The sequence below is a fragment of the Clostridium fessum genome, from assembly GCF_003024715.1.
Lineage (GTDB): Bacteria > Bacillota > Clostridia > Lachnospirales > Lachnospiraceae > Otoolea > Otoolea fessa.
The window spans coordinates 40,297-53,524 of sequence record NZ_PYLO01000001.1; the positions used below are offsets into that span (position 1 = coordinate 40,297).

14 protein-coding genes, 2 tRNA genes and 1 pseudogene are annotated in these 13,228 nt (G+C 47.9%); 9 read left to right on the forward strand and 8 right to left on the reverse strand.

Annotated features, from left to right (window positions below; all coding sequences use genetic code 11):
* Positions 1–43: 43 nt before the first annotated feature.
* The 5 genes from mobT to C7U56_RS00230 form a co-directional block, all read right to left on the reverse strand.
* On the reverse strand, positions 44–1,225 hold the full coding sequence (mobT, locus tag C7U56_RS00205) for a MobT family relaxase (RefSeq protein ID WP_443949924.1): 1,182 nt from the start codon (positions 1,223–1,225) through the stop codon (positions 44–46).
* 193 nt (positions 1,226–1,418) lie between these two features.
* Entirely contained in the window at positions 1,419–2,816 is a 1,398-nt protein-coding gene (locus tag C7U56_RS00215; RefSeq protein WP_103900072.1) for an FtsK/SpoIIIE domain-containing protein, read from the reverse strand.
* 23 nt (positions 2,817–2,839) lie between these two features.
* On the reverse strand, positions 2,840–3,085 hold the full coding sequence (locus tag C7U56_RS00220) for a hypothetical protein (RefSeq protein ID WP_103900071.1): 246 nt from the start codon (positions 3,083–3,085) through the stop codon (positions 2,840–2,842).
* A gap of 2 nt (positions 3,086–3,087) precedes the next feature.
* A complete protein-coding gene (locus tag C7U56_RS00225; RefSeq protein ID WP_103900070.1) occupies positions 3,088–3,465 on the reverse strand; it encodes a YdcP family protein in 378 nt (125 codons plus the stop codon).
* Positions 3,466–3,486: 21 nt separating this feature from the next.
* Positions 3,487–3,801 (reverse strand): YdcP family protein, encoded by a 315-nt coding sequence (locus tag C7U56_RS00230; protein ID WP_103900069.1) that lies wholly within the window; start codon positions 3,799–3,801, stop codon positions 3,487–3,489.
* Positions 3,802–4,030: 229 nt separating this feature from the next.
* Between C7U56_RS00230 and C7U56_RS00235 the strand changes: the two are divergent.
* Positions 4,031–4,246 (forward strand): annotated as a pseudogene (locus tag C7U56_RS00235) (manganese catalase family protein); the annotation flags it as partial.
* A gap of 125 nt (positions 4,247–4,371) precedes the next feature.
* On the opposite strand, the gene C7U56_RS15510 reads toward C7U56_RS00235, so the two are convergent.
* Complete coding sequence (locus tag C7U56_RS15510; RefSeq protein ID WP_181357135.1) at positions 4,372–4,575, reverse strand: hypothetical protein; 204 nt, start codon at positions 4,573–4,575, stop codon at positions 4,372–4,374.
* Between the two features lie 306 nt (positions 4,576–4,881).
* On the opposite strand from C7U56_RS15510, the gene C7U56_RS00245 reads away from it, so the two are divergent.
* Together C7U56_RS00245 and C7U56_RS00250 are read left to right on the forward strand one after the other, a co-directional pair.
* Positions 4,882–5,172, forward strand: coding sequence for a phage holin family protein (locus tag C7U56_RS00245; RefSeq protein ID WP_022359091.1), 291 nt, complete (start codon positions 4,882–4,884; stop codon positions 5,170–5,172).
* A gap of 269 nt (positions 5,173–5,441) precedes the next feature.
* A complete protein-coding gene (locus C7U56_RS00250; protein WP_106999712.1) occupies positions 5,442–6,284 on the forward strand; it encodes a M15 family metallopeptidase in 843 nt (280 codons plus the stop codon).
* Positions 6,285–6,500: 216 nt separating this feature from the next.
* Here C7U56_RS00250 and C7U56_RS00255 read toward each other — a convergent pair.
* Positions 6,501–6,571 (reverse strand) — tRNA-Gly (locus C7U56_RS00255).
* A 328-nt stretch (positions 6,572–6,899) separates the two neighbouring features.
* On the opposite strand from C7U56_RS00255, the gene trkA reads away from it, so the two are divergent.
* The 4 genes from trkA (at position 6,900) to C7U56_RS00275 (ending at position 10,432) form a co-directional block, all read left to right on the forward strand.
* Positions 6,900–8,258, forward strand: coding sequence for a Trk system potassium transporter TrkA (trkA, locus tag C7U56_RS00260; protein WP_022359093.1), 1,359 nt, complete (start codon positions 6,900–6,902; stop codon positions 8,256–8,258).
* Positions 8,259–8,267: 9 nt separating this feature from the next.
* Positions 8,268–9,707 (forward strand): TrkH family potassium uptake protein, encoded by a 1,440-nt coding sequence (locus tag C7U56_RS00265; RefSeq protein WP_106999713.1) that lies wholly within the window; start codon positions 8,268–8,270, stop codon positions 9,705–9,707.
* A gap of 15 nt (positions 9,708–9,722) precedes the next feature.
* Positions 9,723–10,013: a hypothetical protein gene (locus C7U56_RS00270; RefSeq protein ID WP_022359095.1), complete on the forward strand. Its 291-nt coding sequence runs from the start codon at positions 9,723–9,725 to the stop codon at positions 10,011–10,013.
* Between the two features lie 194 nt (positions 10,014–10,207).
* Positions 10,208–10,432, forward strand: a complete 225-nt coding sequence (locus C7U56_RS00275; protein ID WP_106999714.1) for a hypothetical protein — start codon at positions 10,208–10,210, stop codon at positions 10,430–10,432.
* Positions 10,433–10,545: 113 nt separating this feature from the next.
* On the opposite strand, the gene C7U56_RS00280 is transcribed toward C7U56_RS00275, so the two are convergent.
* Positions 10,546–10,619, reverse strand: a tRNA-Pro gene (locus tag C7U56_RS00280).
* A 542-nt stretch (positions 10,620–11,161) separates the two neighbouring features.
* On the opposite strand from C7U56_RS00280, the gene C7U56_RS00285 reads away from it, so the two are divergent.
* Positions 11,162–11,938 carry an HAD family hydrolase gene (locus C7U56_RS00285; protein WP_106999715.1) on the forward strand — a complete coding sequence of 259 codons (777 nt, stop codon included), beginning with the start codon at positions 11,162–11,164 and terminating at the stop codon, positions 11,936–11,938.
* 242 nt (positions 11,939–12,180) lie between these two features.
* Positions 12,181–13,191, forward strand: coding sequence for an aspartate--ammonia ligase (gene asnA / locus C7U56_RS00290; RefSeq protein ID WP_022360200.1), 1,011 nt, complete (start codon positions 12,181–12,183; stop codon positions 13,189–13,191).
* Positions 13,192–13,228: the final 37 nt, after the last annotated feature.

Consider the following 13,228-nt stretch of genomic DNA (forward strand, 5'->3'; position numbering starts at 1 on the left):
CTTTCTTTCCTGTAAGAGTTCTTAGGTTCCAAAATTGCCACCGTTAAAGCACCACCTCCTTTGCAGCGGCGGCTTGCTGCTTCAGGATTTTTTCGTGCTTCTCCGTCAGCTTTGCATGGGTGATGATGTCATGGACAATCTGGGTGTGGTTCATCTTATCCAGACGGAGAGCCAGCTTTAACGTGGGGGCTACCTGATGGGAGAGCCAGTGCAGGGTGCGTTCAAAGGAATAGGGTTCCGGTTTCGTTGTCAGTTTCAGACTTCCCCTGTGTTCCCCCATAAACCACGCCCATTCCTCATTGATACGCCAGTCAGAACGGGGCTTCGTATCGTCCCTGTCCACGAACCGGATATAGCGGTTGATGATTTGAAAAGCTGTCCGTTCTGGATTGTCATGTTCTAACAGGTCACGGATGGCGTAAAAGGCACGCTCATTTTTCAGCCGGATTTCAAAGCGGTTCTTTACCTCTGCGTCCGCAATGGGAATATCATGCTTTTTGTACTGCTCATAGTCCTTTTCGTAAATGCAGAAGTACACCTCACTTTGGAGGGAACCGATATACAGGGTGTTCCCCATACATTCTTTTTCCTCACGCCGTACCAGTTCGCCGCTGCGGTAGCTTTTGAAGCTGCGGAAGACCGAGATACATTCCTCATTCCGGCACTTCTCTGTCAGATGGGGAATGTTCAGGATTCCCGTTTTGTCATTGATAGCGAGGTCAAGCCGCTTCATCACGCCGTCCTCCATGAGAACGTCCATGAAAAATTCATACCAGCTCCGTTCCTGTGCCAGCAGATAGCTTTCAAACTGGCGGCAGCCACGCCCTTTCAGTTCCAGCAGCACCCCTTTTTCCAGTTCCGGCGATACCAAAACGAAAATATCCCCAAGATAGTAATGCTCCGTGTAAGAGTAGAAGCCGTAGTCTTCATGGATAAAGTAAGGCAGCTTTAGCCGCAGCACGTCTTCCACGATATGCTTCACATCTGTAGTGGGAAAGCGAATCCGCACATAGTCAAAGAGCATTTCAAGGGGAGCGTCTGGGTTAAAGCGTTCCAGAGCTTCCGTGATGGCTTCCTGTAATGCTTCGGATGGGTGAGCCTTGCCCGTTTCAATATCGCTCAGGTACGGACGGGTGATTCCGGCAGCTAGGGCAAGTTTCTGTTGTGAGATACCGTAACTTTCCCGTTTCTCTTTGATGTTCCGTACCCATGTTTCTTCATTCAGTGAAAATCCCTCCTGTCTAAAAAAGCGTATGTCAACTTTCAGAGCCTTGTTGACATACGCCGGATATGGGGAAATCCCTTGTGTACCGTGGGATTCTGCCCTGTTGTTTGGTTATTGCCTGTCGATTTGTACCCCTCTGTTAGATACGAGGGGTTCATGCTGGCGTGCCTTGCGGCACACCAGCCACAGCAGGTCAGTCCGTTTCTGCGGCTTTCGCTTCGCACGCCGCCTGCACTCCCTGCCTGCTGTCTATGAGCTTTTTTATTTCTTTGAGGAAATCGTGTCCTTTTGGCACAAGGGGCGTGTAAAACTCTGAGATAACACTGGTTCCCACATCCACATAGCCACGCCCTTTTATCTGCTTTAGGAAGAAATCCTTTGTGGTTTCCCCGAACATCATTCCATAGCCCATTTCCGACATCCGCCCCAGAGCCACACGGAAATTGAACTGGTCACGGATTCCGTCCCCCAGATACTTTGCGTCCGGACGCTGGCAGGCGAGAATCAGGAAGAAGCCAGCCTGCCGCCCAAGCATAACGATTTGTTTTAATTTGTTGAGGACAGCGGCATTTTCTTTTGTGCCGAGCATTTCCATAAATGCCACATATTCATCAAAGATAAGGAAATTTGCCGGAAGCCCCAAGTAAGCGTAGTTTTCCCCTGTCCGGTAATTCTCCATGAGCTTCATGTCTTCGCTGCGTTTCATCATTTCTTCATAGAAACGGTCAATGCAGGCGAGCATATCTTCCTTTTTGTAGTACACATCCGGCATAACCGCCTGTAAATCTGCAAGGTCGGCGTTCTTCGGGTCTAATACGAACAGGACGGCGTTGGTGCGGAGCAGGGCTTCAATGAGGGTCAGGATAAAGTAGGTCTTTCCGCCGCCGGTTCCTCCGGCAATGAGCATATGGGGGAGCTTGTCATACTCCCACCAGACATTTTCCATAAGCCGGAGCCTGCCGTCCTTTGCCTGTACATCCTCAATGGAAATACGGTTGGCAATGGTATCATAAAGCAGGGTGTACTCCACATAGGAATCCTTTAATTCCTTATCCGTCAGCTCACAGTACAAGCCGCTTTCCAGCTTTTTCTCCAAGTGTAAGAGCTGCTCCTGATATTTCCCCAAGGTGATTTCCACACGGATATGGAGCAAGCCCTGTTTCATCCGGTAGTAGATTTTGGGAAAATAAGTGATGGTTTCTTTGGAACGGCTGGAAGACAAGTCCTTGAAAAAAGCGTCTTCCTTTCTCTGCTCCGATTCATACCACTTGTTTTCCAACACCATCCTTGCCAGCTTTTGGCGGTGGATGAGCTGCTTTACTTCGTCCCTGCGGTATCGCCAGAACAGAAGAACTGCTGTAAGACACACCAGCCCTGCCACGCCCATGCTGAATAACAGGTAAGGGATATTTATGTCCTGTGCTATCTGGGAAAGGGACACTTCCTGCCAGTTGGTTCCGGCAATCTGCCGGATATGAAACAGCAGGACAACCAGCAGGAAGACAGGGAACAGGGCGGCAAGGGCAGTATGGAACACAAGGTCTTTATCCGTGGGGCGGATACGTTTTCCACGGGGGAAAAGCTGTTTCATGGGAACAATCCTCCTTTCCGTGATTAAAAATAGCCCATATAAAGCAGCGAATATCCTTTCTTGTTGTCTTCCATATGGGCTTGAAATAAAAAAGTATAGCCGGACAACTCCCTGCACAGACATTCCGGCATATAAACTGCCAGATTTTCCGGCGGCTGATAATCTTCTAGGGCTTCGATAAGAAGCTGACCTGCCATCCAGCAGTATTCCGGCAGAGAAACCAGCCGGAAGTCCTGTTCGTATTCTTCATATCCAGTAATTGCGTCCATACTTATTTTTCTGTTGGCGGTTCTTTCTTTGGTGATTGCGGATTCATGGCAGCACCTTTTTTCAGAACAATATCATCAGCCTTGATGTACCAGTCCACCTCTGCTCCCTGAAAGGTAGCCGTTGCCACGGTATCTGCCACAGGATGGATAATTTCCACCTCTGCGTTGTAATCGAACTCCTTTAATGGCACGCTGGCAGGGATAGAAACCTGAATCATACGCCCCTGTCCTCTGGATTTTAAGTCATAGGTACGCTCCTTGATTTCTTCTGATACCGAGCCGTCTTCATTCTGGAGGTGAACCTCACGGCGGAGGGCAGAAAATTTCAATGCCCCGAATGTTGCTTCCTTGTCAATCACGATTCCGTTTGCTAATCTCATAGTCTGATGTCCTCCTTTTCCTTACGCTTTTATCATATCATCAGCGTGTAAAATGTAGTTGGTAAAGCCCCTTGTGCCGATTTTATAGCCCTCTGCGGTGATACGGGGATTGACGAGCTTCACACGTTCCTCAAAGTTAAAATGTTTCTCTCCGGCTTCGGCAGGGAGGATAACCACAATATCATCCGCCCTCTGTACGTCTGAATAAAGGTTGAAGCTGCGAGAGAGTACCGCCATGCGTCCGTTGATTCTTCTCTGTTCTGTTTTGTCTTCTCCGGCAAACTCCAAGTTGCCGAATGTTTTTTCCATGTTGGGGATAACGAATTTTAATTCCATATAGATGTACCTGTCCTTTCTGAATGTTGTGTTTGATGGTTGGTTTCGGGTTCCGGTCTGGAAGCCGGAGGGGAACGCTCCGGCGGTGGTGATTTCTTCGTGGTATCACATCCTTTCTGGCTTTAGAGTAAAAAAATAGACGCTCATTTCTGAACGTCTGAATTGATACACTGGAAAGGCGGAATATCTGCTTTACCCTCTATATTTTTGTATATGTTGTACTTACAAGGTCGCCCCAGAGCAGAAAGCCCGCACAACTTACGACAATATTCTCCGCGTGGTCAAAGATCCGGAAGTATGCGATCCGATCCGTTTTCTGCGCGAGCGGGAGATTGTACATTTTCAGCGGTTTGGTGAAGCTTTAAGAAATGTACAGGATCACCTGAGCAGTCGTAATTTCTATACGTTTAACCCAGAGTTTGATAAAGTGAAAGCGAAGGGATAAAACAAAAACCTCCGTAAACAATGTCAAATTCATTGTTTACGGAGGTTTTCAAACCAGCACCGAGTGAGGATAAATCCGAACCCTCAACCTCCGCCAGTGTGATGGTCTTAGAACTGTTCTTACAGTTAAAAGTAAGGAATTATCTTGTCCTCATAAAGATACACCGCATTTACAAAACTGTCAATCAGTCTTTGCCGCTGTTCCCGCTTTGTCACATCAAATTTACGGAAGCGGTAAATGAAAAATGCTATCTGTTCTCTTGTAAGCAGGGGCTTGTGCATTTCCTCCTGCAAAATGCTGACTTCAAGCTGCCTTTTGGTTTCCTCCAACTCGTCCAGTCTTTGCTTGGTGGACGGAGTAAAAATCCCTGCTTGAATGGAGTTGAGAATATTGTTAATACCTTTTTCCGTTTCTGCAAGCTACTTTTTCAAAAGAGGCAGATCGGTGCTTTCTTTCTTCTGCAACTCCATCAGCGTATCAATCAGTCGTTCCATGACTTCATCATTCATAATTGCTTTCATACAGTAATTGAGCGTACATATAAATTAGAGGAGACCGAGGCAGTGATGCAGAAACAGATCCGGGTGGCAAACCATCGGATCGCAGATTTGGAAAAGCAGATGGAGGGATAAGGTATGCAGATTAAAGATTATGTAAAGCCGGAATTACTTGTGGTAGCAGTAGTGCTGTACTTTATTGGGATGTGGCTGAAGCAGAGTGAGACAGTGAAAGACAAATACATCCCACTCATTAATGGGCTGATTGGCGTTGCGATTTGTGCCATCTATGTGTTCGCCACCTGTGCCTGCGGCAGTGGTCAGGATATCGCGCTGGCAGTTTTCACGGCACTTACACAGGGCGTCCTTGTGGCGGGATTGTCTACGTATGTAAACCAGATTTTTAAGCAGTCAGGAAAAGAAGAGTAGAAGGAGGCGATCCGACTATCTCCCGCGGCAGTTCGGGGCGTGGCTGCCGTTGCGGCATCGCAACAATAGGGGAAAATCGACGAAAGCCGATAGTAGGAATAAAAACCCCCAAGGAGTCGCGATCCTTGGGGGTTTTGTCGTTGCCTGTGATGGACAACTACTATCTCTTAGCCTATCGGCATTATAGCATATGCGGAAATTCTTTGCAAGATACCCCCGGAAAACAAAATGTCATATTTTTCATATCATAAAGAAAAGAGGACAAATCTATGAGAGATATCACATTATGCCATCCGCGTCTCCAGGCGCTGACTGCGCAGCTCGTTGATAAGTGTGTCGGTGCAGGTTTGCCGATTAAAATCGGGGAATCTTTCCGGAGCGTCGCCGAACAGGACGCTTTGTATGCACAAGGGCGGACTCGGCCGGGCAGTATTGTCACGAATGCTAGGGGCAGCAGCTATAGCAGCCAGCACCAATGGGGCATTGCAGCGGATTTCTACCGGGCAGATGGAAAAGGCGCCTATAATGAGTCTGGAGATTATTTTAAGAAAGTCGGAGAGCTTGCCAAAAATCTGGGGCTTGGATGGGGCGGCGATTGGAAAAGCATCGTAGACAAGCCACACGTATATTTGCCGGATTGGGGCAGCGGTACTGGGATTTTGAAACAGAAATATGGGACATTTGAGGCGTTTAAAAAGACCTGGGCGGCGGAGAACAGCAGGGTACCAGAACAGTCAAAAACGGTGATCACCGATCTTAAAGAAATTAAGAGCGGCATACGCGGGTTGAGAGTCACTGCGTCCTCACTTATCATACGAACAACTCCAAAAGGTACAGACACAGGCAAGCGCTACACCAAGGATCAGCGTGTGCAGCCAATTAATAAATGCTTTGCCGACGGCGATCCGTGGATCCAGACTGCGGACGGCTGGGTGTCTGGCAAGTATCTTACTGGCTGGGTGTGCCAGGACGGGCGCTGGTGGTATCTGCTGAGTGGGTACACTTACCGGCACGATGCAGTCTGCCAGATTGACGGGCAGGCGTATGCGTTTGATTCGGATGGCTGGATGATTACCGCAGATCGGATAGCAGAGGACGGACATATACGATAAAATATGATGAAAAACACAATATAAGCGTATAATAAGGGGCTGTCATTCCTTGAAAATAAAGGAAAAACAGCCCTTTTTTCGTGTGATATTTCCCCGGAAAAAGGGGGTCTTTATACTGAAATATGCTTTCGTGGTAGATGCTCCAAAAACACCGGAAACCCTTGTAAATAAAGGAAAAATCCAGCATTTACAAGGGTTTCTGCATCCATCAAAAAAAGCAGATAACGGGAATCGAACCCGCCTTTCCAGCTTGGGAAGCTAGCGTTCTACCGATGAACCATATCTGCAAATATATATTAAGTATACTGTTTTTTCTGAAAAAGTCAAGAAATTTATCTTGCCAAAAAGGGAGGAAAGTTACTGTACACGGGTAGGCACTTTTGGGATCGAAAGAGACAAATATATTCAAAACGCCCACAAAATGCCCTCTTAACACAATTTATATTTCAAAAACTCGCAGAAGGTGTTATAATAATTCCGTATGGATTAGGGCGCGGTTTTCAGGCACCCTTTTTCCGTCATAGGAAAGTGTTAAGGCACATTTTTTATTTTGTATATAAAATAGAGATTTTCTGTATCGGTATGGCGGATAAACAGAAAATAACGGAGGAAACTATGGATATAATCATTATCGGATGCGGCAAGGTTGGTACGACGCTGGCGGAGCAGCTTGTCCGGGAGGATTACAATGTGGTGATGATCGATACGTCTGCGGAGCGAATGCAGCGGGTGTCAGATGATATCGATGCGATCAAGCTGGTGGGAAATGGTGCCAGCATTTCCATGCAGATCGAGGCAGGTGTGCAGACGGCGGACATGCTGATTGCCGTGACAGGGTCGGATGAGATGAACCTTCTCTGCTGCCTGATTGCGAGAAAAGTGGGGCATTGCCACACGATTGCGCGTGTGCGGAATCCGATTTACAGCAACGAGCTTACCTTTATCAAGCAGCAGCTGGGAATTTCCATGATTATCAACCCGGAATATGCGGCGGCGACGGAGATTTCGAGAATTCTGCGCTTCCCGTCAGCGATCAAGATCGATCCATTTGCCAAGGGAAAGGTAGAGCTTCTGAAATTTAAGGTAAAACCGGAGTTTAAGCTGGACGGGCTTTCGGTCATGGATATTGACAGCCAATTCCGCTGCGATGTCCTGATCGGCGGTGTTGAGCGCGGCGATGAGGTGGCGATCCCGGATGGTAAATTTGTGATTAAAAACGGGGATATGGTGTCGATTATCGCCTCCCCGGCAAATTCGGCAGAATTTTTCCGCAAGATCGGCATCCAGACAAACCAGGTCAGAAATACGATGATTGTCGGAGGCGGTACGATTGCTTATTATCTGGCGAAACTTTTGGCGGCGATGAAGATCCGGGTTAAAATTGTGGAGAAAGATAAAGCGCGCTGCGAGGTTCTGACAGAGCTTCTGGACGATGCGTTGATCCTCAACGGCGACGGAACGGATCGGCAGCTTCTTCTGGAAGAGGGGCTGATGACGGCGGAGGCATTTGTCACCCTGACGAATATGGATGAGGAAAATGTTTTCCTTGCGCTGTATGCCAAGGAAAATTCCAGCGCGAAGCTGGTGACGAAGGTTAACCGGATCGCCTTTGACGAGCTGATCAGCAAGCTGGACCTGGGAAGTCTGATTTATCCGAAATACATCACGGCGGACTACATTTTACAGTATGTGCGCGCGATGCAGAATACGATCGGCAGCAATGTGGAGACGTTGTACCATATTCTCGACGGTCGGGCGGAGGCGCTGGAGTTTGTGATCCGCGAGGAGTCGGAAGTGACGGGCATTCCGCTGATGAATTTGAATCTCAAGAGCAACCTGCTGATCGGATGCATCAACCGCGGCGGCAATATCAAGATCGCGCGTGGACAGGACTGCATCCAGCAGGGCGATACAGTGATTGTCCTGACGAGCCAGAAAGGTCTGCGGGATATCCGTGACATCCTGAGAAAGTAGGCGGCATAGATGAATTATTCGATTGTATTTTATATCATAGGCTGGATCCTGAATTTTGAGGCGGCTTTTATGGCGCTTCCGACGGCAGTGGCACTGATTTACCGTGAGTCGGAGGTATGGTGCTTTCTGGCAACGATGGCAGTATGCCTGATGGTTGGTATGATTCTGGTACGCCGGAAACCGAAAAATCAGATCTTTTATGTGGCGGAGAGCTTTGTGGCGGTTTCTCTAAGCTGGGTTTTACTCAGTGTGATGGGAGCGGTGCCGTTTGTATTAAGCGGCTATATTCCGAATCCGATCGACGCCTTGTTTGAGACGGTATCGGGCTTTACGACGACCGGTGCAAGTATTCTGAGCAGTGTGGAGCAGCTGCCGAAATGCTTATTATTCTGGCGGAGTTTTACGCACTGGATTGGCGGTATGGGCGTTCTGGTATTCCTTCTGAGTGTCCTGCCAATGGTGGGCGGTTCCCATATGAATTTGATGAAGGCGGAGAGCCCAGGACCGATCGTGAGTCGTCTCGTTCCGAAGGTCCAGATGACGGCGAAGCTGTTATACCAGATTTACCTGGGGATGACGATCCTCGAGGCTGTGATTCTGATTCTTGGGAAAATGCCGATTTTCGACGCGATCACGATTACGGTCGGAACAGCAGGTACGGGTGGTTTTGCAATCCGGAATGATAGCCTGGCGAGCTACACGGCATTTCAGAAAAATGTCGTGACGGTGTTTATGATTCTGTTCGGAGTGAATTTTAACTTTTACTTCTTCCTGCTGATGCGAAAAATAGGACAGGCCTTTAAAATGCAGGAGGTGCGGGCATATTTTCTAATCATTGCATCGGCGGTTGGCATCATTACAGTCAATACGGTATCACTCTGCGGCAATGCACTGCAGGCATTCCAGGATGCAGCATTCCAGGTCGGTTCGGTTATCACGACGACCGGTTACGCCACGGTGGATTTTGATAAATGGCCGCAGCTTTCAAGAACGATTATGGTACTTTTGATGTTTATCGGCGCCTGCGCGGGCAGTACAGGCGGCGGTATCAAGGTGTCGCGCGTCTTGATTCTGCTTAAATCGGTAAAAAAGGAACTGAAGCAGTACCTGCATCCGAGTGTAGTGGAGAAGATCAAAATGGATGGAAAGATCGTAGAGCATGAGGTTGTGCGCTCGACGAATGTGTTTATGGTTGCGTATGTGCTCATTTTTGCGGTATCTGTTCTATTGATTTCTCTGGATGAATACGATCTGGTGACGAATTTTACGGCGGTTACGGCTACGTTTAATAATATCGGACCGGGTCTGGCACTGGTCGGACCGACCGGAAACTTTGGGTTTTTCAGTAATTTCTCAAAACTGGTTTTAATCTTTGATATGCTGGCAGGACGTCTGGAGATATTTCCGCTACTTCTGCTGTTTTCAAGGGAAACCTGGAAACGGTTCTAGGGGAGGAGAATACGGATGGATATACTGTTCTTTTTAACGGGGTGTCTGGGACTGGCAGAGACAATTGATTTGTTCTGCGGCAAAGATTTCCTGATTTTTATATCGGATTCGATCGATCCGAAGAAATATAACCTGAAAAAGGTGTATGCAGTTGAAAAATGGCTGTTTGCGATTGATACGCTGTCGCTGTTTGGCATGGCGTTTCATCTGGGCGGCGGTACGGGCGATCTGGTGCTGGCGGCGGTTGTGCTGGTGACACTGTTCGCACATGTGTATGTGTTTAAGAGCCGGAACTTCCGGGTGTAAGTAGATAAAAGTGGGCGTGATGTGTTTGGCATGCGCCCATTTTTGCTGCCATGATGCAGAGAAAATGGCTGGTGGCTTGTTTTGGGACAGATGCTTGAAACGGCTGACAGTGTGGCTTCCGGGGAAGTGGGACACACTTTGCGTTGACAGGCATATGATATAGTATCAATGAAAAATGAAAAGGAGATTATCATATGTGTTGGTCTTGGGGTAATGGTTGTGGACACTGCGGAGGATGCGGCGGCTGTGGAAATAATGGATGGGGCTGGAATAGCTGTGGAAATAACGGAAGAAATTCCTATCGGAGAGGTTTCAACGATGGTTATGCAATCGGCTATCGGGATGGCTATGATGCCGGAAGAGACAGCCAGTCTGGCTGCGGCTGCGGCAATAATGGCGGCTGTGGCTGCGGAAACTAGAGAGGGCGATTCAATTTGCACGAGGTGTGAACTGAGGGAAAGAAAGCCGGGCGGTGAGAGCTGCCCGGCTTTCTTCCCTTCAGTTATTAAGAACTCTAAGAATACGCTAAAAATCGGGGCAACAGGATTTGAACCTGCGACCTCTCGGCCCCCAGCCGAGCGCGCTACCAAGCTACGCCATACCCCGAAAATAAATCATAGCTGTACTTTGCCAAATGTTCAGCTGACATATACCGCCATTTGTTGAAATATTATATGCATGATACCAGGGTCAAAAGGTCAGAAGTTCGACGCAAGCTTGCTTGCAGGAGAATTTTTGACCTTGGGACCCGCCAAAAACATGAGTAAGTAGCCATTTTTCAAAGAAAAATGAGCGAATTGCGAATGTTTTTGAGAATTGCGGGAGCACGCAGTGCAGAGCAATTCGGTATCAGAGGGGTCAAAAGCTTTTGCCCCCAACATCATATGCATATCATTATATCAAAATTACATCAAAAATCAACTATGACTTCTAAATTTTCGCTGCCGGATGTTTGTTTTTTGATGTAATTTTGATGGTTGAGTGGAATTTTACGAATCAATGGAATGGATCAACAGAATGAAAATTTTCCCAATATTGACTCCAAATTTGAAAAATGGTATGATGAAAACGTGGATAATTAAAAGAAAAGGTCATAGCAGAGTCTTCGGCTGTGACCTTTTGTAGTAACCAACCCCAAGGAGAACATCATGATAAGTTTTGACCTCGACATGACCCTCTTAGACCACCGGACGGATCAGATCACACCGAGTGCGCTGGAGGCGATTGAAAAGCTGCGCCCGAAGCACAGGATTGTGCTGGCAACGGGGCGCGATATGGATAATTATTACAGTACATCGTACCGGGACATCGTCCGTCCGGATGCGATTGTACATATGAACGGGACGAAGATCACAGTGGGAGATAAGCTGCTGTTTGAGCACATCTTTGATCCGAAACTCCTGCGCCGGGTGCTGAGTTTCTGCGATGAAAAGGGATTCGGAATCGGCATGACGGTGGGGGATGAAGATTACTATATCCATCCAGAGATCATTGCGGCTAATGATATCCGCTTCTGGGGAAGCTGCGGGCGGCAGTTCCAGGATCCGTGGAAGATGCTCACGATGCCGGTCCGGACACTGGCGTTTGTCGGCAGCCGTGAACAGGTGAAGGAGATGGAACGGGAATTTCCGACCCTGAAATTGCCGATGTTTGCGAGCGGACATGGCGCGGATGTGGTCGAGAAAGGCAATTCCAAGGCGGACGGACTCCGCAGGCTGGCGGTGTATTTTGGAGAAAAAGAAGATCTCTCCGATACAGTGGCATTTGGCGACAGCATGAATGATATTGAGGTTGTGCAGGAAGCCGGCATCGGCGTGGCGATGGGAAATGCAGTGGATGCGCTTAAAAAAGTAGCCGATTACGTGACGGCACCGATCGGGGAAGATGGAATTTATAAAGCGTGCGAACACCTTCATTTATTTTAAAGAAGTTATTTTCCTATTTTACCTGTTCCCATTTTCCTATATAAATGATATAATAGCTACCAAACGGTTATTGTCCACAGGTGAGTTTCTTTGAGTAGAAATTCCATGCAGTACAATAACAAGAAATGACTTAAAAGGCGCGTGCCTGCAAGCTTTGACTAAAAGGATGAACTGCGGCTGCAGAAATCGGCAGTGCGGCAGGGAACCGGACACGCACCGGGAAAAAAGAGAGGATGTAACAGATGGAACATTTAATTACTCCGGCTGGTTATAAACCGGTATTGGATTTGAGAGAAACACAGGTTGCTATCAAGGAAATCAAGGACTTTTTTCAGAGAGAACTGGCAAAACAGCTCAATCTGACCCGTGTGTCCGCACCGCTTTTTGTACTGCCGGAATCTGGTCTGAACGATAACTTAAACGGCGTAGAGCGCCCGGTGTCCTTTGGAATTCTGGAGCAGAAAGATCGGAAGGCTGAGATTGTACATTCTCTCGCCAAATGGAAACGTCAGGCATTAAAAGAGTACGGATTTCAGGAAGGTGAAGGCCTTTACACCGACATGAGCGCGATCCGTCGTGATGAGGATACAGACAACATCCATTCCATTTATGTGGATCAGTGGGACTGGGAGAAGATCATCAGTAAAAAAGATCGTACCCGTGAGACACTGGAATCCATTGTCCGTTCGGTTTACAAGGCACTGAAAGTGACCGAGGACTATATGGCATATGAGTATGAGTACATTGGACGTTATCTTCCGGAAAATATCACATTTGTGACGACCCAGGAGCTGGAAGATATGTATCCGGATTGCACACCGAAGGAGCGCGAGTACAAGATTGCGAAGTTGCATGGTGCGGTATTTATTGAGCAGATTGGTGACAAGATGAAATCCGGTGAGAAGCACGATGGTCGTGCTCCGGACTATGATGACTGGAAATTAAACGGCGATATTCTGGTATATTATCCAGTTCTGGATATCGGACTGGAGCTTTCTTCCATGGGTATCCGTGTTGATGAGGATTCCCTGAAAGAGCAGCTGGTAAAGGCGGGATGTGAGGAACGCGCGGAGCTGCCATTCCAGAAAGCAGTTCTGGAGGGAGAGCTTCCGTATACAGTCGGCGGCGGTATCGGTCAGTCCCGTATCTGTATGTTCTTCCTGCGGAAAGCACATATCGGAGAGGTGCAGGCGTCGATCTGGCCGGACGGTGTGCGCGCAGAGGCAGAGGCTCACAACATTCATCTGCTGTAAAAATAAAATTGATGAAAAGCTGCCCGGGAAAGTGATT